This is a genomic window from Gardnerella sp. DNF00571G, assembly GCF_049262695.1.
GTDB classification, from domain to species: Bacteria; Actinomycetota; Actinomycetes; order Actinomycetales; family Bifidobacteriaceae; genus Bifidobacterium; species Bifidobacterium piotii.
In genome coordinates this window covers 900,847-919,983 of record NZ_CP058396.1, presented here as the reverse complement: position 1 = coordinate 919,983, position 19,137 = coordinate 900,847, and the positions used below count along the sequence as shown (strand labels likewise).

13 protein-coding genes, 1 tRNA gene and 1 pseudogene are annotated in these 19,137 nt (G+C 38.5%); 9 read left to right on the top strand and 6 right to left on the bottom strand.

Going from position 1 to position 19,137, the window contains the following annotated elements:
- The first annotated feature begins 364 nt into the window (after positions 1–364).
- The 8 genes from HXT30_RS03830 (at position 365) to HXT30_RS03795 (ending at position 10,718) form a co-directional block, all read left to right on the top strand.
- Positions 365–994: a tryptophan transporter gene (locus HXT30_RS03830; RefSeq protein ID WP_101889647.1), complete on the top strand. Its 630-nt coding sequence runs from the start codon at positions 365–367 to the stop codon at positions 992–994.
- Between the two features lie 150 nt (positions 995–1,144).
- On the top strand, positions 1,145–1,726 hold the full coding sequence (locus HXT30_RS03825) for a tryptophan transporter (protein WP_004130262.1): 582 nt from the start codon (positions 1,145–1,147) through the stop codon (positions 1,724–1,726).
- 125 nt (positions 1,727–1,851) lie between these two features.
- The gene (locus tag HXT30_RS03820) at positions 1,852–3,732 is read left to right on the top strand and encodes an ABC transporter ATP-binding protein (protein ID WP_422111335.1); all 1,881 of its coding nucleotides are present in this window, start codon (positions 1,852–1,854) and stop codon (positions 3,730–3,732) included.
- 14 nt (positions 3,733–3,746) lie between these two features.
- Complete coding sequence (locus HXT30_RS03815; RefSeq protein WP_422111334.1) at positions 3,747–4,520, top strand: energy-coupling factor transporter transmembrane component T family protein; 774 nt, start codon at positions 3,747–3,749, stop codon at positions 4,518–4,520.
- A 55-nt stretch (positions 4,521–4,575) separates the two neighbouring features.
- Complete coding sequence (gene menA / locus HXT30_RS03810) at positions 4,576–5,676, top strand: 1,4-dihydroxy-2-naphthoate octaprenyltransferase (RefSeq protein WP_422111333.1); 1,101 nt, start codon at positions 4,576–4,578, stop codon at positions 5,674–5,676.
- Between the two features lie 214 nt (positions 5,677–5,890).
- Entirely contained in the window at positions 5,891–6,679 is a 789-nt protein-coding gene (locus tag HXT30_RS03805; RefSeq protein ID WP_016799039.1) for an ANTAR domain-containing response regulator, read from the top strand.
- Positions 6,680–6,775: 96 nt separating this feature from the next.
- Positions 6,776–9,802, top strand: coding sequence for a DNA polymerase I (polA, locus tag HXT30_RS03800; protein WP_422111332.1), 3,027 nt, complete (start codon positions 6,776–6,778; stop codon positions 9,800–9,802).
- Between the two features lie 58 nt (positions 9,803–9,860).
- Positions 9,861–10,718: a Nif3-like dinuclear metal center hexameric protein gene (locus HXT30_RS03795; protein WP_422111331.1), complete on the top strand. Its 858-nt coding sequence runs from the start codon at positions 9,861–9,863 to the stop codon at positions 10,716–10,718.
- A 115-nt stretch (positions 10,719–10,833) separates the two neighbouring features.
- Here HXT30_RS03795 and HXT30_RS03790 read toward each other — a convergent pair.
- The 6 genes and pseudogenes from HXT30_RS03790 to HXT30_RS03765 form a co-directional block, all read right to left on the bottom strand.
- Positions 10,834–10,920 (bottom strand) — tRNA-Leu (locus HXT30_RS03790).
- Between the two features lie 66 nt (positions 10,921–10,986).
- A complete protein-coding gene (locus tag HXT30_RS03785; RefSeq protein ID WP_422111330.1) occupies positions 10,987–12,930 on the bottom strand; it encodes an FAD-binding protein in 1,944 nt (647 codons plus the stop codon).
- Between the two features lie 83 nt (positions 12,931–13,013).
- Positions 13,014–14,567 (bottom strand): DNA-processing protein DprA, encoded by a 1,554-nt coding sequence (locus HXT30_RS03780; RefSeq protein ID WP_415684895.1) that lies wholly within the window; start codon positions 14,565–14,567, stop codon positions 13,014–13,016.
- Positions 14,564–14,842, bottom strand: a complete 279-nt coding sequence (locus HXT30_RS03775) for a hypothetical protein (RefSeq protein ID WP_422111836.1) — start codon at positions 14,840–14,842, stop codon at positions 14,564–14,566. The genes HXT30_RS03780 and HXT30_RS03775 overlap by 4 nt, the downstream gene beginning before the upstream one ends.
- Before the next feature lie 69 nt (positions 14,843–14,911).
- Positions 14,912–16,249 (bottom strand): annotated as a pseudogene (locus HXT30_RS03770) (YifB family Mg chelatase-like AAA ATPase); the annotation flags it as partial.
- Positions 16,249–16,716 (bottom strand): YraN family protein, encoded by a 468-nt coding sequence (locus HXT30_RS03765; RefSeq protein ID WP_415701817.1) that lies wholly within the window; start codon positions 16,714–16,716, stop codon positions 16,249–16,251. The pseudogene HXT30_RS03770 and the gene HXT30_RS03765, both read right to left, overlap by 1 nt.
- Positions 16,717–16,940: 224 nt before the next feature.
- Here HXT30_RS03765 and glgX point away from each other — a divergent pair, with 224 nt between their 5' ends.
- Positions 16,941–19,064: a glycogen debranching protein GlgX gene (gene glgX / locus HXT30_RS03760; RefSeq protein WP_016635676.1), complete on the top strand. Its 2,124-nt coding sequence runs from the start codon at positions 16,941–16,943 to the stop codon at positions 19,062–19,064.
- Positions 19,065–19,137 lie beyond the last annotated feature (73 nt).

Sequence of the window (19,137 nt, the reverse complement as noted above, 5' to 3'; positions counted from 1 at the left end):
CCACATAGGCATTTAGCTTTGCAGCTAAAGTATTTAAGGAGGCGGCTATCATGCGTAACATGAATGCTCAAGCTCGCGATACTTTTGATGCTGCTCGTATGTGGTGGTGGCAGACTTCTCTTTGGCGTAGTTTACTCTAAAGTTTTAGAAGCTGCTTGTTTAGGCTTATAAAAGACCTCTAGGGTAAACCTAGGGGTCTTTTTTATATCCTAAAACGCAAAATCTATTTGGTTTTAATCCAAATTGAAAATAATCTAAACAATCTAAACAATCTAAAACCAATAACAATCTACAAACTAACAACAATCTAAACCAAAATTGTTTAAAAACAAACAACGTAAAAATTTACGTAAAGGAGAAAATCATGAATCAGGAGTCCACTAACGTAGAAGCTACTAACACAGAGCAAACATCTGCACAGTCCGAAATTAATCAAGCAGCTACTTTGCTAAAAGGCGTAAATGTTAAAAAGCACGCTTTAGATATTACGTCTTTAGTCTTGGTTGCTGTTCTTTTTGCAGCAGGATGCATTCTTGACTTTACAGTTGCAAAGTCGCTTTCGATTGGAAACATTCAGCCAGAGTTTGTTATTGCATCGTTCTGCTTGTCTATTTTGCTTGTTCGACCAAATGTTATTCAAGGTGCGATTATTGGCGCTTTGGCTGCTACTTTGATTCAATTTAACACTTCGATTCCTGGTCTTGAATACGCTTGCGATATTCCAGCAGCAATTATTATGACGTTAGCGCTTATGGGATATCTAAAAGCTTTCCCTAAGGATGCTGCTAGAAAGTTCAGCGTGTTCCCGTTTATATCTACGTTTGTTGCAACTGTTATTTCTGGAATGATTTTTGCAACAATCGCATCCTTATTTATTCTTCACTCTCCAAACACGATTCTTGTTATGCTTCCAATTATTTTGGGAACTGCTGTGTTTAATGCTGTTGTTGTGGAAGTTCTTTACACTCCAATTCGACTCGTTTTGCACAAGTAAGCACAAATAAATCGTCATTAAAAAGAGAAATAAATTAACTTGAATCAACGTAAACAAATATAAACAAACGTAAATGAATGTAAGTAAACGTAAATAAATATAAAAAGTCGATAATTAAAACTTGATTATCGCAACATAAAGGAGAAGATTATGAATCAGGGAATTAACGAACATGCAGGTAGCATGATCAATGCTGTAAGTGTTAAAAAGCACGCTTTAGATGTTACGTCTTTAGTGTTGGTTGCTGTTCTTTTTGCAGCAGGATGTATTCTTGACTTTACAGTTGCGAAAGCACTTTCAATTGGAAACATTAAACCAAACTTCTTAATTGCATCGTTCTGTCTTGCGATTTTGCTGGTTCGTCCAAATGTTATTCAGGGTGCGATTATTGGTGCTTTGGCTGCAACTTTAATGCAATTTAACGCATCTATTCCTGGTCTTAATTATGTTTGCGATATTCCAGCAGCAATTGTTATGACTTTGATGATTATGGCTTATGTTCACGTTTTCCCTAAGGATGCTGCTAGAAAGTTCAGTATTTTCCCACTTATAGCAACTTTTATAACTACAGTTGTTTCTGGTTTAATATTTGCATCTACTGCATCTTTCTTTGTTCTTCATTCTCCTAAGACGATTCTTGTTATGCTTCCAATAATTTTTGGAACTGCTGTGTTTAATGCTGTTGTTGTTGAAGTTCTTTACACTCCAATTCGACTCGTTTTGCACAAGTAGCACAGTTTGTGTTTGCAATATGTACTACGCAATATGTGTTAGGAATGTTTGGTAAATTATATAATCGTTAGATAATAATCAATAATTAGTAATCAATTTATTGGTTTTAAGAGTTAGGAATTATTGTGCCTTTGCTTGAGTTAAAAGATGTGTCTTTTAAGTATGTGAATCGGAATAAAGATGATTCTTTAGACTCTTCAAAGGCACAAGATTCCACTTTTGCACTAAAAGATGTGAGTCTTAGCATAGAGTCTGGCGAATTCGTTGGTATTATTGGCCCTTCTGGGTCTGGAAAAACAACTCTTGCTTCGCTTTTTTCTGGCGCGATTCCGCATCATTATTCTGGCGAACTCTTAGGAAGTGTTAAGATTGCTGGTCAAGACACTAAAAATCTTGCTTTAACTAACATTGCTTGCTTAATTGGATCTGTTATTCAAGACATTGATGCGCAAATGGTTGCTGCAAACGTAGAAGATGAGATTCTTTTTGGCCTAGAAAACTTTGGTGTTGCGCATAGCGAAATACCAAGTCGAATAGATGAAGCTTTGCAAATTGTTGGCATTAGTGACTTGCGTAACCGCGATTTAGACACTCTTTCTGGAGGTCAAAAGCAGAAAGTTGCGATTGCTGCTATTCTTGCGCTAAAGCCTAAAGTTATGGTGTTAGATGAGCCTACGTGCGCTTTAGACCCTGTTTCTTCTAAAATGATTTTTTCGATTCTTAAAGATTTGAATAAGAATTTTGGAATAACGGTTGTTGTAATTGAGCAAAAAGTGGCGCTTTTAAGCGAGTATTGCAAGCGCTTAGTTGTGCTTTCTAATGGCACTTTGTCGCTTGATTTGCCTGTTAGCCAAGCGTTGAAAAACATGGATTTGCTTTATTCTATTGGAATAAATTATCCGCGCACTACGCATTTGGTTAATGATTTACAGAGCAAGAATGTTTGCTCTAAAAGCGATTTGCCTGTGTCTGTAGAAGATACAGTAAACACTATTGTTAATACGATTAATACTGGAAAATCTTTGACTTCTAATAGTAATTCTCATGGTGATTCTCATGGTGAATTTGATAATAGCGAATGCGATTCAAACACATCGGCGGTTGCTTGCGATTTTTCCCACGAATCGCAAGTATCCGCGCAATATTCTGCACAATCTTCCGCGCAAAATCAATCAAAAAATACTTCTCCATGTCTTTCGCTTAAAAACGTTAGTTTTTCGTACCCAAGTGGCGTTAGTGCGCTAAAAAATGTGTCTTTTGAAGCTTATGCTGGAGAACTTGTAACTCTTGTTGGAAGAAATGGCGCTGGAAAAACAACCGTTACTAAGCTCATCAATGGTTTGCTTAAGGCGAGCGGCGGCAATATTTTTATTGATGGCAAAGACACTAGCAATATGAAGATTAGTCAGATTGCGCATTATGTTTCTACGCTTTTCCAAAATCCAGATCGTCAGCTTTGCAAAGATACTGTTTTAGAAGAAGTAGCGTTTAGTTGCATTCTTTTAGGTGAATCTGTTAAAGATGCTAATGATCATGCAATGCAAGTGATTGAAAAGCTAAATCTAGACCCTAAAGCAAGCCCGTTTATGCTTTCTAGAGGACAGCGTCAAATGGTGGCATTGGCTGCAACTGTTGTAACTAAACCTAAGATTCTTGTTTTAGACGAGCCAACGTGTGGCTTAGACTACATGGAATGCTTGCGTATTATGCAAGTTGTAGAAGACCTTAGAGACCACGGTTGCTGTGTGATAATGGTTTGCCACGATATGGAAGTGGTTCTTGACTTTGCAACGCGCTTAATCGTAGTAAACGATGGAAAAATTCTAGAAGACGGAAGCATAAGTCGCGTTTTTGAAAACAATGCGATTTGCAAAGAAGCTGCATTATGCGCTCCACTTTTGTGTGCTGTATCTCAAGGCTTAGTCGAAAATGGTTTTGACGATTGTAAAGGCTTGTATAAAAGGGATATGTTGGTTAATGCTCTTAAAAAGAGTTGCAATTTGTAAAGCAAGGTGTAATTATGCAAACTAAAATCTTAACGTATAACGAAGGCTCAACTTTGCTTCACAAAGCAAATCCTATTGCAAAACTCATATTAGCTATAAGCGTTGTTGTATCGGCTTTTATAGCTCAACAATTTAGCATTCTTGTATTTATTGCAGTTCTTATTCTTGCTGGCATGGCTATGGCTGGGATTCTTAAAGCGCTGTTTCCTCTTGTGCGCGCAATGCTTATTCTTGGCGTTGTAATGTTCTTTTTGCAAACAGTTATTGCTCAAGGTGGAAACTACATGTTCTTATGGTTTAGCACAAAGGGAATTTCTGTTGCATTGCGAGCATCTTTAAGACTTTTTTGCTTTGCATTGCCTCTTGTAAGCGTGCTTAGCATTACAAAACTAAACGATTTAGCTAACGCTGTTGTTCAATACTTACACATTCCATATTGCTATGCTTTTACAATCACTACAGCTGTGCGATTTGTTCCTATTTTTGCGTACGAGATGTCTCAAATTACAGAAGCTCAAATGGCAAGAGGAGTGGAGTTCGATACTAAGAATCCTTTTAAAAAGATTAAGCTTATGATGCCTTTGATTGTGCCTCTTTTAGTTTTGTCTGTTCGTAAAGCAGATAGTTGTGCGCTAGCTGCAGAAGAGCGCGGATTCTATTTGCGCACACGTAAGTCTTCTTTTAGAAAATATCCTTTTGGCTGGCGTGGATTTGTTCTTCTTATTATTTCTGCATTAATGATTGCTTTGCCAATTCTTGTGTCTATGTTTGCTCCACAAATAATCTAAAATAGTCTAAACTAATCTAGAATCATTTAACAAATCTAGAATTTAGGCGATTTTAATGACTAATATTAAGTTTTGGCTTAAAGGTGCAAGACTTTATACTCTTCCAATCGGAATCGTGCCAGTTGTTATGGCAATTTCGATTTTTGCAAGGTATTTATTTAGCGGTCAAATACTTGTAAAGACTTACAATGTTGAAAATTTTGCTTTGCAAGCGTTTTTGTGTTTGTGTGTTGCTGTTTTTATGCAAATTTCAGTAAACTATGCAAACGATTATTGTGATGGTTTGCGCGGATTAGATAATCAAAGGTTTAAGCGAGATGTAAGCGCAGAAAACAAAGCGTTGTGCGATGTGTCTTGGAGGCTTGCAGACGCTGGTATTAAGCCAAAATCAGTGTTGTATGCTGCTTGCATATCTGCTCTAATATCGTGCGTTTTTGGACTAGTTATTACGATTAGAAGCGGAATTTGGATGTTTATTCCTCTTGGATTAATTTGCGTTATAGCAGCTTGGTTTTATGCAGGAGGATCACACCCATACGGATATAGGGGTTGGGGAGAATTTAGTGCGTTTTTGTTCTTTGGGCCAGTAGCGTTTTTAGGAACATTGTGTGCTCTTTTTTATGCAAGTGGTTTTTCTAAAGACTCAATAACTGCATCAAGCATTGAGCAAATTGTTTTTTGCGTATTATTATCTTTTATTCCAGGCGGATTTTCTGCTTGCCTTATGATGATTAATAATTTAAGAGATATAGAAAGCGATACGCAACATAAAAAGATTACTGCAATGGCTTTGCTTGGCAAACGCAAGGGTAGTGTTGTATTTACTTGTGTTGCTGTTTTAGTGGCGATTTTACAATCATCTTATGTGTTGTTATATTTGTTTGATTCTCGATTTATAGGCGTATTTTTAAGTATTAATAATCCACATAAAACTGTTTTCGCATTAAGCAATATCTTATTTAATAAAGGTGTGTTTATTGTTTCTTGCATTCTGTTACTATTGGTTACTTGCATGTTTATTAAAAAAGCGTGCTCGCTAATATACGCAGTTATTAATGGGAATTATGCTAGTGCTTTTCCGTTGTGCGTACAGTTGGCAATGCTCGGTGCTTTGACTTTTGTATTGTCGTTATTTGCATGTGCTTTACCGCATTAAAAAGCGGTTTAGAGCGTATTTTTATACACGCATGCGAGTAAAATCATTGGCAACGCGCACAGTGTGCTTTTAGTGTTTGTGCATAAAACTTGCATGATGCTAGCCTAAAAAATAAACGCAAAGATGGCGAGTATGAGTATTAAGTGTGCGAATGTATGTGTTAGTTAATGCATAGCGCTGTTGCCTTGTGTTTTTGTAAGGAAATGAGGTTAGAATGTCGGCTGAAAACAGCGATGAAGAGATGGGGAAGGCGTCTGTTGTGCTTACGGATGATGAATTGCGTAATGCGTATGAATCGTCGAATGGCGTAGAAAGCAATAATAAAAATAGCGAGCAAAAAGAAAACGGCGTTAAAACTGTTGTTGTTGCAGAAGATGAAGCAGTAAACCGTATGGATCTTGTAGCAATGCTGGAAGATAACGGATATAAGGTTGTTGGTCAAGCTGCTAATGGGCAAGAGGCTATTGATCTTACTCGTGAAAATCGTCCAGACGTTGTTTGCATGGATGTTAAAATGCCTGGCGTGGATGGAATTCAAGCAGCTGCTACTATTTGCGATGAAAATATTGCGCCTGTTGTTATGCTAACAGCTTTTTCGCAAACAGATCTTGTTAAGCGCGCTACTGGCGCTGGAGCAATGGCGTATGTTACAAAGCCTTACGAAGAGTCAAAGCTTTTGCCAGCTCTAGAAGTTGCAATGGGTCGATTTAGCGAGATTAACGATTTGCTTGATAGTGTTGAGCGCACAGAAAACAAGCTTCAAGATGCTCAAGATCAGCTTCGCAAAGCAGAAGAAAAGCTTAAGAAAGCAGAAGATACTCTCGAAGAGCGTAAGCTTGTAGATAGAGCAAAAGGCTTGCTTATGGATAAAGCTGGCTTCTCGGAGCAGGGTGCTTTCCGTTGGATTCAAAAAACTTCTATGGATCAGCGTATTCCAAAGAAGCGTCTTGCGTTGGCTATTATTGCTAAGTATGGCGAAGAAAAGCCATCTGACGAAGCGTAGTAAAGTCAAAATAATTTTGGTAATCGCGGTTTCTTGCGCGAGCTATGCATAAATAATTTCAAAAGTTTATTTTACAAAAACGCAGGTGGGTGTTAAGTGAATACCAGCATCGTTGCAAACGAGGATTCTTTGAATAATGAGGATTATAAGGGAACGTTGTTGGTGGTAGATGGCCACTCACTTGCGTTTCGTGCTTTTTACGCAATATCGGCAGATAATTTTTCCACAAAATCTGGTTTTGCAACTAATGCAATATGGGGTTTTGCTACTATGCTTTCGCAAGTCATAGAAAAAGAGAAACCAGATAAGCTTGCGGTTGCTTTCGACGTTAAAGGTGGAACTTTTAGAAACAAGCTTTTGCCGCAATATAAGGGTACTCGTGAAGCTGCTCCAGAAGAACTTATAGCTCAGCTACCCGTTATTCAAAAAATGCTTAGTGCGTTAGGTGTTAAGTACATTACAAAGCAGGGCTACGAAGGCGACGATATTATTGCTACTTTGGCAACTATGGGCGCTAATGCTGGGTATAAGACTCTTGTGCTCTCTGGAGATCGCGATGCTTTTCAACTAATTAATAACACTATTAACGTGCTGTACCCAGGCAGGCATTTTAAGGATCTAAAGCAAATGGATCCTAATGCGATTGTTGAAAAATACAATGTTACGCCTAGTCAGTATTCAGATTTAGCAGCATTGCGTGGAGAAACGTCTGATAATATTCCAGGAGTTCCAGGAGTTGGAGATGGTTATGCTGCTAAGTGGATTAATCAATTTGGCAGCCTAGAAGGCATTATTGAAAACGCAAGTAAAATCACAGGTAAAAAAGGCGAGTCTTTACGAGAAAGCATTGATCAGATTCGATTAAACAAAAAAGTTAATACTCTTGTTAAAGATTTAGACCTTGGAGTTAGCGTTAGCGATCTTGATTTTGGCAATGTAAACGCTGCGTCCGTAGGAGAGTTGTTTGAAAATCTTGAATTTGGTACGCGTACTAGAAGAAAGATTCTAAAAGAATTTACTCGCGGAACCAAAGAGCTTTTAGATGAGAATATTAAAACAATGATTTCTGCTGGAAGTGCGCATGCAGAAAATGGCGGTTCTACGGAATCAAATGATTCAGATGATATAGAAGACGTTAAAACTCTGTTAGATAAAATAAACGTGCATAATATTAATTCCGAGTCTGATGTAGATAATTGGATTAGTATTGCAAAATCTTGTGTTGCGGATTCTTGCGACTTTTCCGACTCGTATATAAATAGCGCAAATCTTATAAGAAACGACTTAGAATGCTCAAAAACAATAAAAGAGAATAAAGAATTAGTAGTGTTTGCTGTAGAAGAAAAAAACAACACTAGCCAGTTTGGTATTTTTGCAAAAGCATTAATAATCCTAGCTGGTAACGATGCTGCAATTGTGTATGCGAATGTTCTTAAATCCAATAGCGCAATAGCTTATAAACTAAGAGATTTTATAAAAAAGCATGAGTCTTCAGTAGTTTTGCACGATTATAAAAAGCATATTGCTCTTTTAACGTCTCTAAAAATTGTAGAAGATAATTACTCTTTTAGCCCGCTAGTCGATACTCGCTTAGCATCTTACTTAATTGAGCCAGATTTTAAGAACGAAAATCTTTGCGATATGGCTGAGCATGTTTTGAATATTCATATAGACTCTTCGCGATTAAACGCTGAGCCAACGCAAGGCAAACTTGATTTTGATATTGATAGCAGCCAAGATTCTAAAGATCAAGATTCTAAAGATCAAGATTCGCAAAGTCAAGATAACAAAGAATTAGAAAAAAGCATGCTAGAAACAGCTCTGGTTATACGTTTGCTTTCTAAACAATATGCGAAAGAGTTAGATGAGCGCAAGCAAACTGGCTTAATGGTAGACGTTGAAATGCCTGTTTCTAGAGTTTTAAGGAAGATGGAAGATACGGGCGCTGCTGTAGATATGCTACGACTTACGTCTATGAGAGATAATTTTGCAAGTGAAGCTAATTTTGCTCAAAAAATGGCGCTAGACGTTGCAGCTAAGCCAATAAATTTGCAAAGTCCTAAGCAAATTCAGAAATTACTTTTTGAAGACATGGGTCTAAAGCCTACTCGTAGAACAAAAAGTGGCTCGTATACTACTAATGCCGAAGCTTTACAAGAGTTGTATTCAAAAATTGATCCAGATGAGAAGCCAAGTCAATTTTTAGGCGCTTTGCTTAAGTATCGTGAAACTAATAAATTAAAGCAAATCGTTCAAAGCCTTATTGATGCTGCAAGATATAAAGATGGTAGGATTCACACAACTTTTGAGCAAACGATTGCTGCTACTGGTCGATTAAGTTCTTCGGATCCAAACTTGCAAAACATTCCTAATAGAAATGCTGCAGGAAGAGAGATTAGAGCGGCATTTGTTCCAGGAAGTGGCTATGAGCAGCTTATGAGTTGTGATTATTCGCAAGTGGAACTTAGAATTATGGCTCATGCTTCTGCAGATAAAACGCTTATTGATGCTTTCCAGTCTGGAGTTGATTTTCATAAGTTTGTAGCGAGCTTAGTTTATAGGATTCCAGTAGAGCAAGTTAGCGCAGATCAGCGTAGTCATGTTAAAGCAATGAGCTACGGGTTAGCGTACGGACTCAGTACGTACGGTCTTGCAAAGCAACTAGGCATTAGTCCTGCGGCTGCCGAGATGCTTAAAGAAAAGTATTTCAATACTTTTGGTGCAGTACACGACTATTTGGAGTCTTTAGTAGATAAAGCTAGAAAGCTTGGATACACTCAAACAATGTTTGGTAGAAGAAGATATTTCCCAAAGTTAAATTCTACGAACAGGGCATCTAGAGAAGCTGCAGAACGAGCTGCTCTAAACGCTCCTATTCAAGGAAGCGCCGCAGACATTATGAAGCTTGCAATGATTAGAGTAGATGATGATTTGCGAAAAGCTAATGTTAAGAGTCGCGTGATTTTGCAAATCCACGATGAACTTGTTCTTGAGATTGCTCATGGTGAGTCGGATGTTGTAGAAAACATTGTTAAAAATGCTATGGAACATACTGTTGAGCTTTCTGTTCCGCTTAGTGTTTCTACTGGAGTTGGTGCTGATTGGCAGCTTGCTGCGCATTGATGTGTTTGCGAGAATTATTGTAAAGACCACTGTAGGCTTATTGTAAAGGATAGGAATAATGGCAACTTTAGGTGAGATTGTTAATGTTTTAGAAGACTTATATCCTTTAAGTTTTGCTGAGTCTTGGGATAATCCAGGATTAATCGTTGGGAATCCTTCGCATAAAGTTAATAAAATTATTTGCTTATCGGATCCAACTTTAGAAGCTGTTGAAGAATCGTGCAAAATGGGAGCGGATTTGATTGTTTCGCACCATCCTTTGTTTTTTAAGTCGGTTCACGAAGTTTCTGGTTTTTCTGTTCGCGGGAAAATAGTTCAAACGCTTATTGAAAATCGTTGTGGATTATGGGTTGGTCACACTAATGCGGACGCGTCTTTTAGGGGAGTAGCAGATGCTGCGTCTATTGCTTTTGGTCTTAAGGATTTGCATCCTCTTGTTCCTGCAAGCAATAATGATACTTCTCTTGGGCTTGGCAGAGTTGGAGTGCTTGAGCAAAAAATAACGCTTAAAGAGTTTGCTACGCGCGTTTTTAACGCTTTACCTGCTACTAAGCTAGGCGTTCAAGTGTGCGGAGATATTGATGCAATGGTTAGTAAAATAGCTGTTCTTCCAGGTTCGGGTGATTCCTTATTCGATGAAGTTCGCGCTTGTGGAGCAGACGTGTATGTAACAAGTGATTTAAGACATCATCCTGCAACGGACGCGTATGAGCAAGCTATTTATGAATCGCAACTAACGCACTCTAATATTATTAAGCCTATGCTTATAAACACTCCTCATAGCGCTATTGAATCTTTGTGGTTTAAGTATGCTGTTAAAGATATTCACGATTCTATATATAAGAATTTTGGTGAGTCATTAGACGTTTCTTGGATTGGTAGAGCTTTTGACCCTTGGAATTACGTGATTAACTAGCGTGATTAGCTACGAGATTAGCTACGAGATTAGTTAGTGCGATTAGCTACGCGATTAGTGTTTGCTAATACGAAACAAAAAAGTCTTGCTGATTTCTCAACAAGACTTTATTTTGTGTCCGGAGCGGGACTTGAACCCGCACGCCTGTACAAATAGGCACTAGCACCTCAAGCTAGCGCGTCTACCATTCCGCCACCCGGACGGGTGTTTTAGACAACAGATAGAACTATAACATTTTTTTCAACTCTTTGCTTCGGCGTGTTGCAAATTAATTGATTTTTGTAATAATTTCTTTAATTTCGCTAGCATTTTGCGCGTTAATTGGATGATTTGGGTCAAAATCCACTACTGTAACTGGAATATTTTGCACTTTTCCGCTTAAATCCACTATAGAATGTTGCGGATTTTGGCCATTTTTATGTTGTGGATAATCCAATCTTGTAAAAGATCCTCTAGATTCATGCCTTGCTAACGATGCTTGCAAAACTGCTTTTGCAAATGTAATCAAGTTTTTCAATTCCAAAATAGCTGTTAGTTCTTGATTAAAAACAAGATTTTTAGAATGCAAAATAAGCATATTGGCTTTTGGAATAATAAGCGTATCGATTTTTTGCAAAGCTTCTTTAATGCTCTTTTCGCTGCATCTTACTGCAATAGCTGTTTCCATAATCTCTTCTAGAGCATCTAAAAGCATGTATGGATTTTGCTCATCTTTTGAATCATTCTCGCTTTGCATAAGAGCGCGTATTTTTTGGATTCGCCTTTTAGCTAATTCGTCTATTTTTTGGATTTTGTTTTGCAAATTATTTTGATTTTGAGTCTCTTCTTGATTTTGCAAGTCTTTTGCAATAGATTTTCCTGCGATTTTTCCAAATAAGCAAGCGTCAAGAAGCGAGTTTCCGCCAAGGCGATTAGCGCCATGTACTCCCGAGCAAGCGCATTCTCCAGCAGCGTATAATCCCTTTATGCTTTGTTTTTTCCCTCTATCTAATTTATAGACTTGGCTGTTAAGAGTGATTGGTATTCCACCCATTGTGTAGTGTGCAGTAGGCTTAATAGGCACAAGATCTTTTGAAGGATCTAAGTGCGCATATTTTTCAATCGTCTCAACAACTTGCGGAATAGTCTCCAACATATGCTCTTTTTCTATATGAGTCATGTCTAGCCAAACGCAATCTTTTTTATCAACGTTGCTAGTTGTGTCTTCCACTCCTCGCGCTGCATCAACTTCTGCTATAATCGCCCTGCTTACAACGTCTCTTGGAGCTAAATCCGCGTGCGTATTGTCGTAGTTCTTCATAAATGCTTCGTTTTTGCAATTCCTAAGCACTCCGCCTTCTCCTCGCGCAGCTTCCGAAAGCAATATTCCAGTGTGCGCTAATCCAGTTGGGTGGAATTGTATAAACTCTATGTCTTCTAATTGCAATCCAGCATTTAGCGCTAAAGCCATTCCGTCTCCAGTTAAATCCCAAGAGTTGGAAGTTGTTGCAAATAGTCTTCCAGCGCCTCCAGTTGCAATAAGAACATTGTTTGCGCTTATTTTTTCTACGCTTCCCGTTTTTTCGTTTAGCGCTATAACTCCTTCTACGCTGTTTGTTTCGCTATTTATTGCAATGTCTGTAACGTAAATTTCTTCGCTAATTTCAATGTTTTCTTCTAAGCATTTTTGCCACAAGCTGTATAGAATTTGGTGGCCGATTCTATCTGCAGCGTACGCAGCTCGCCTAACTGGCTGTTTTCCAAAGTTTGCAGTATGGCCTCCAAAGAATCTTTGATTAATGTGACCGTCTTTTGTTCTAGAAAAAGCAACTCCAAAGTGCTCAAGTTCAATAACTGTGTCTCTAGCTTCTTTTGCCAGCATTTTTGCTGCGTCTTGATCGCTTAGCCAGTCGCCTCCGTGAACAGTGTCGTAATAGTGCCATTGCCAGCAATCTTTTTCTACGTTTCCTAATGATGCTGCAATTCCGCCTTCGGCAGAGCCTGTATGAGATCTTAACGCTTGAAGTTTGCAAATCACTAATATTTTAGGCTGTTTTCCGTGCGTTTTTAGCGTTTGGTACTCTTTAGACTTTACTAAGCCTAATGCGGCTGAAAGTCCTGCAGCTCCAGCTCCAATAATTAAAACGTTGTAAAACGAGTTATTTATTTTTATTTGCTCGCTTTTTTCTTGACTTTTTGCGTTTGATTCGCTTTGCTCAAAGTTTGATTGCATAACACTTATTTTCTCATATTTTTCGCATTTTATTTAAGACTTTAGGACTTTTTATTTAAGACTTTAAGACTTTTATTTAAGACTTAAGTCTTTTTTCGATTTATGCTAAAAACGCCATTTTGACTTTTGATTAATCCATCTAGCTCAAGAATCGCAAGCTCTCCTGATATTTGCGATATTGAAAAATCGCCATTTGTTTCTGATTTTGCAATAACTTCGTGAATATTGTCTATATTTGCACATACTTTGTTGTGCTTGCATTTGTGAATCGCTTTTAATATAAGCTTTTGTAAATCATTGCAAGTGTCTGGAATACTTTCGTTATTACTTAGTGAATGTGGCAAATAATGATGTGAATTAGGGTAGATGTCTTCTATATCTCTGTGTGAGCATATCATCATAGCTTTTCCGTCATGAATAAGCATGTTGCATCCAGCATTATTTGGCAAAGTTACATCTCCAGGAACTGCGTATAATTCTCGGTTTAGTTCCAATGCCCAATTTGCTGTGTTTAATGCTCCCGACCTTAATCTAGCTTGAGAAACTATGACTTTGCTTGCAAGTGCTGCAATAAGGCGGTTTCTTAACAAGAATCTGCGTGCTTCTGGAATAGTTTCTGGGCAAAGTTCGCTTATGCATGCGCCTCCGCTTGCAAGTATTGCGTTAAAAAGTTGAGCATTGCTGCTTGGTCCCATATTGTTTAGTCCTCCAGCAAAAACGACTATTGTTTTGCCTACAGGGCTTGCGTTTATTGCATGGCAATCCAATGCATCTAGTGTTCCCCAATGTGCTGCAGCGTCAATTCCGTAAGCTCCGCCAGAAACAATTGTGTGCCCTTTTTTAGCGCACGATTTTGCGAAAGTAAAGCTAAGCTCGTACCCGTAGTCATTGCATCCTCTAGATCCAACGATTGCAAGTGGTTGTTTGCATTGAATAAGAGCGTTTGGGTCTCCAATTCCCCATAAGCAAAGTGGGGGAGCAACTTTGCATTTTGTTGCTAAATCTTGTAATTGTTTAGGCCAATACTTGCTTTTTGGAGATATAATCCATTGCGATCCGCTTGAGCTAAACCATTTTTTGAGTTTGTTTGCATCCCAAAAAGGTAGTTTTTTCATTCGTAGGCACCATTTTTTAACAGATTTATGCAATACAGCAAAATTATTTACTTCGTTTTTATTGTTTGCACTTTTACCGCCCCAAATTTTAAGACCTTCCAAAAAGCATTTTTCTAAAACTTTGATTTGTGGGTGATTTTTTATAATGTTTGTAAGCACATTGTCTAAATCGTTTGTGCTTGAATCGGTATTGCATTCTTGCTGTTTATTTTCGCTCGAATCTTTTTGATGACTATTTGTTGGAAAATCAAGCTCTAATTGTTTATTGCTTATTTTGCTTGTGTTTTTAGTGATTGATTCGCAAATAGAATATAGTGCATCTACAATGCTTGTAGCATTAACAGTTCCTATAGTAAGCGTGTACATTATTGCGTCTGCTCCATCTACGCAAAACGTTAGTATTGCTCGCGCTAAAGTATCGTCATTTATTGCATAAATATCACTTGTTTGCGTGTTTGTTATATTTGCTGAATTGGCTATATTTACAGCATTTGCATTATTTGCATTATCTGTACTAATCATATTCTTGTCCTTAAGCTAATTGCTTGAGCCATATCGGTTAAATCTGGGCAAGTGCGACCACAAAGATCTGCCAAAGTCCAAGCAAGTCTAAGTGCTCTATCTGCGCCGCGTAAACTCAACTTGTGGTTTTCAAGAGACTTATTTATAAGCTCAATCGCTTTTTGAGATGTGTATTTTCTAAGCCACGTTCCAGAAGCTTGAGCGTTGCAACTCCAACCAAGTTTCTTAAAACGATCTTGTGCAACAAGTCTTGCGTTCTTTACATTTTCACGCATCATTGCGCTAGTCAAAATCTTTTCCGACATTTGACTTGCGCCGTTTTCTAACATGGCTTTTCTGGTTATGATTTTTTCTACTGGTGGAACATCCATTTGAATATCAATCCTGTCTAAAATTGGTCCAGAAAGTCTAGAAAAATAGCGTATGCGTTCCTTCTCTTTGCAAGTGCATCGCTCTCCGTTTCCGTACGCATATCCGCATGGGCACGGGTTTGCTGCTATAACGAGTTGGAATTTAGCAGGATATAGCGTTGTTCCTTTAGATCTAGAAACAGCAATATGCCCAGATTCCAATGGTTCTCTAAGTGTTTGCAAAACTCGTGGCGAAAATTCTGGAGCTTCGTCCATAAATAAAACTCCACAATGCGCGCGAGTTATGATTCCAGGCTTGGCTAAACCTGCGCCGCCTCCTATAAGAGATGCTGCAGAAGAAGTGTGATGAGGTGCTTCAAAAGGCGGAACGTCCGTTATTCCGTAGTAGGGAAGTGTTCCGCAAAGCGACCTAATAGATGCCACTTCTAGCTGCTCTCGCTCGTTAAGAGGGCACATTATGCTTGGCATTCTAGAAGCTAGCATTGTTTTTCCAGACCCAGGAGGGCCTATCATCATAACATGGTGTCCTCCAGCTGCCGCCACTTGCAAAGCCCACTTTGTGTGCTCTTGGCCTAATACTTCCGACATATCACCAATTTCGTTTAATGGTTTATCGTTATTTACAGGCTCAACGCTATCTGCCATATTTTTGCTCGGGAATTTAATTGCGTTGCTATTAGCATTGTGCAAATCGCCAGCTTTTTCTCTTTCTTCTACTCTAATGTGGTCGTACTTGTTAATCGCATTTAGTGCGCGTTCTCTGTTCTTTTCGGCAATCGGCCTAGCTTCGTCTTCTAATTTTCCATTTAGCTCGTCTACTAAATCCAAAATATGCTTAATCCCAATTGCTTCGATCCCATTTACTAGCTTTGCTTCTTCAAGATTTCCGTATGGAATAATCATTTTTGTAATATTTTTTTGCTTAGCGTATAGTGCGATTGGCAGCATTCCTTGAATTGGTAAAACGGATCCGTCTAAATTAAGCTCGCCTAAAATAATAGTGTTTTCTAGCTCATTAAGTGGAATAATTCCTCTGGCGCTTAGTATGCTTGCTGCGATTGCAAGGTCGTAAGATGCTCCACTTTTTGGCATAGAAGCAGGAGAAAGATTTACTGTTAGCCTTGTGTCTGGCCATTCGCATCGCAAAGACATATATGCCGATTTAACTCGTTCTCTTGCTTCGCTTAAAGAAGTATCGGGAAGTCCAATAATTGAGAATCCAGGCAGGCCGCTAGATATAAATGCTTGCAATTGTATTGTAAAGGCTTTTAACCCAAGTAGTCCTACAGATAATGCGTTTCCAATAATCATTAGAATGCTCCTAAAATGTGGTGTATTTGAATGTTTTTGTTTTTGGAAATAAGTATTGATACAACGTCGAATCGTATTCTTCTATGCTTAAACATTTTGTGATTTTTTAGCCAATTAAATGCAGCTTTATGCGTTTTTATGCGTTTTTCTTCTGTTACTGCTTCTAAAGGGGTACCAAATCTTGTGCTTCGTCGTGTTTTTACTTCAATAAATACGATTATTCCTTCTGTGTTCATCATTACAACATCAAGCTCTCCAAAACGACTATGCCAATTTCTATCTAGCAAAATCCAATTTTTAAGCATTAGTTTTAGTGACGTGTATTCTTCGCCAAGGCTGCCTATTGTTTTATTTGGTATTGAAAAGTCGCATAGTTGTTCTTCGACTTTTGCTACGCGGCTTAGCAGCTCTTCTTGTTGTATATTTTCTTGTTGTATATCTAATATCATGTCTTCTTCGTTTATCATGATGCAATTTCATCAAGCTCAAAATCTTTTTTCTAGCTTTTTAGAGCAATGTGGTTAAAGGCTATACTTCGGCGTGTTGCCTTTAATCTAGGGAAAAATCATACTGTTTAATAAAGGATTTTTTTATTTTCTAAAAAAGCTTGCATTATGCAAAAGTTTAATCTTTTTTAAGAATCGCCTTATGTATTGATGAAAACTATATAAATATATGCAATACTTGAATTATGCAAATTAGACCAGGTTCTATGTATCCGCTTGGAGCTACCTACGATGGCGCGGGCGTAAACTTCGCATTGTTTTCCGAAGTAGCAAAGCATGTTGAGTTGTGCTTGTTTGACGAGCAAGACAACGAAACGCGCATCGATATGACTGAGCAGAATTCTTACGTTTGGCATACTTACATATCTGGAATACAGCCAGGCCAAAGATACGGCTATAGAGTTCACGGTCCGTATGATCCAAATCATGGATTGTGGTGTAATCCAAACAAGCTGCTTTTAGACCCTTATGCAAAGGCAATAGAAGGAAATATTGACGGCGACGAGAGCCTGTTTTCTTATTGGTTTGCAAATCCTGATGATTTAGCAGCAATGAACACTTTGGATTCTGCAGATCACACTATGAAAGCTGCTGTTATAAACCCATATTTTGATTGGGGAAACGACCAGCACCCAATGATTCCGTATCACGATAGCGTGATTTACGAAGCTCATGTTAGAGGAATGACGAATCTAAATCGTAATGTTCCTCCCGAAATCCGCGGAACGTATGCTGGATTAGCTCATCCAAGCGTAATATCTTACTTAAAAAAGCTTGGAATTACTGCCATTGAGCTTATGCCTATTCATCAATTTGTAAACGATTCTTTCTTACAAAATAAAGGCTTGAGCAACTATTGGGGATATAACACTATTGGCTTCTTTGCTCCTCAAAACTCGTATTCAAGCTCTGGTCAGCGCGGCGAGCAAGTAAACGAGTTTAAGGCAATGGTTAAGGCATATCATGCTGCAGGAATGGAAGTTATTCTAGACGTTGTTTACAATCACACTGCAGAAGGAAACGATAGAGGTCCAACATTAAGCTTTAGGGGAATCGACAATCGTGCTTACTATCGCCTAGTAGACAACGATCAGCGTCATTATTTTGACACTACTGGCACAGGAAACTCGCTTCTTATGCGATCTCCTAAAGCCTTGCGACTAATCACAGATAGCTTGCGATATTGGGTAACCGAAATGCATGTTGATGGATTTAGATTCGACTTGGCTGCAACGCTAGCTCGTCAATTCCAAGAAGTAGATAAGCTTTCTGCATTCTTCGACATTATTGAGCAAGACCCTATTATCTCTAGCGTAAAACTTATTGCAGAGCCTTGGGATATTGGCGTTGGCGGATACCAAGTTGGCGGATTCCCTCCAAGCTGGTCTGAGTGGAATGGCCGATACCGCGATTGCGTGCGTGATTTTTGGCGCTCGCAGCCTTCGACTTTGCCAGAGTTTGCAAGCCGACTTATGGGAAGCTCCGATTTATATGAGCAAAATGGTCGTAAGCCTGTAGCTTCCGTAAACTTTATTACTGCTCACGATGGTTTTACTATGAACGATTTGGTGAGCTACAACGAAAAGCATAATGAAGCAAATAAGGAAGGCAATAACGACGGTGCTAACGACAATCGTTCGTGGAATTGCGGGGTAGAAGGCCCTACAAATATTCACGATGTTAACGAGCTTCGTTGGCGCCAAATGCGAAATCTTTTCTCAACTTTGCTAATGAGCCAGGGCATTCCTATGATTTGCGCTGGAGACGAGATTATGCGTACTCAAAATGGAAACAACAACGCATATTGCCAAGATAATGCTATTTCTTGGATTAATTGGGATTTTGATTCCACTCAAAAAGATATGTTTGACTTTGTTTCTAAGCTTATTCATTTAAGACTAGATCACCCTGTTTTGCATAGGCGTAGGTTCTTTATTGGTCGTATGCCTTCGGATGATGCTTCAGAGATTCCGCAAGTAGAGTGGTTTGATCACACAGGTTCCGTAATGGATATGGAAGCTTGGAGTAATACTCACGCGCTTTCGGTGATGATTTATTTGAACGGTTCAGATATTCCAGAAACCGATTGGTATGGAAGTAGAATGGTTGATAATGACTTTATTCTTATTTTCAACGCGCATTACGAGCCTATAACTTTCACTTTGCCAGATAAGCGTTATGGCGAAAAGTGGACTCTTGTTGTAGACACTCATAATCCAAAAGGTCCGCAATTGCATTACGAATCTGGTTTTAATATTGTTGCTCAATCAAGAAGCTTCCTTCTTCTTATGAGTGAAAAGCAAGAATAATATTAAGAATATAAAGAATAATATAAGCAAATTAATTAATTGTGACCTACGATTTTGCTGATTTTAGCTGGTT

Coding starts and splice junctions, on each gene's coding strand:
- HXT30_RS03830 (WP_101889647.1), top strand. CDS start 365: ATGAATCAGGAGTCCACTAACGTAGAAGCTACTAACACAGAGCAAACA.
- HXT30_RS03825 (WP_004130262.1), top strand. CDS start 1,145: ATGAATCAGGGAATTAACGAACATGCAGGTAGCATGATCAATGCTGTA.
- HXT30_RS03815 (WP_422111334.1), top strand. CDS start 3,747: ATGCAAACTAAAATCTTAACGTATAACGAAGGCTCAACTTTGCTTCAC.
- menA (WP_422111333.1), top strand. CDS start 4,576: ATGACTAATATTAAGTTTTGGCTTAAAGGTGCAAGACTTTATACTCTT.
- HXT30_RS03805 (WP_016799039.1), top strand. CDS start 5,891: ATGTCGGCTGAAAACAGCGATGAAGAGATGGGGAAGGCGTCTGTTGTG.
- HXT30_RS03795 (WP_422111331.1), top strand. CDS start 9,861: ATGGCAACTTTAGGTGAGATTGTTAATGTTTTAGAAGACTTATATCCT.
- HXT30_RS03785 (WP_422111330.1), bottom strand. CDS start 12,930: ATGCAATCAAACTTTGAGCAAAGCGAATCAAACGCAAAAAGTCAAGAA.
- HXT30_RS03780 (WP_415684895.1), bottom strand. CDS start 14,567: ATGATTAGTACAGATAATGCAAATAATGCAAATGCTGTAAATATAGCC.
- HXT30_RS03775 (WP_422111836.1), bottom strand. CDS start 14,842: ATGCGTGAAAATGTAAAGAACGCAAGACTTGTTGCACAAGATCGTTTT.
- HXT30_RS03765 (WP_415701817.1), bottom strand. CDS start 16,716: ATGATAAACGAAGAAGACATGATATTAGATATACAACAAGAAAATATA.
- glgX (WP_016635676.1), top strand. CDS start 16,941: ATGCAAATTAGACCAGGTTCTATGTATCCGCTTGGAGCTACCTACGAT.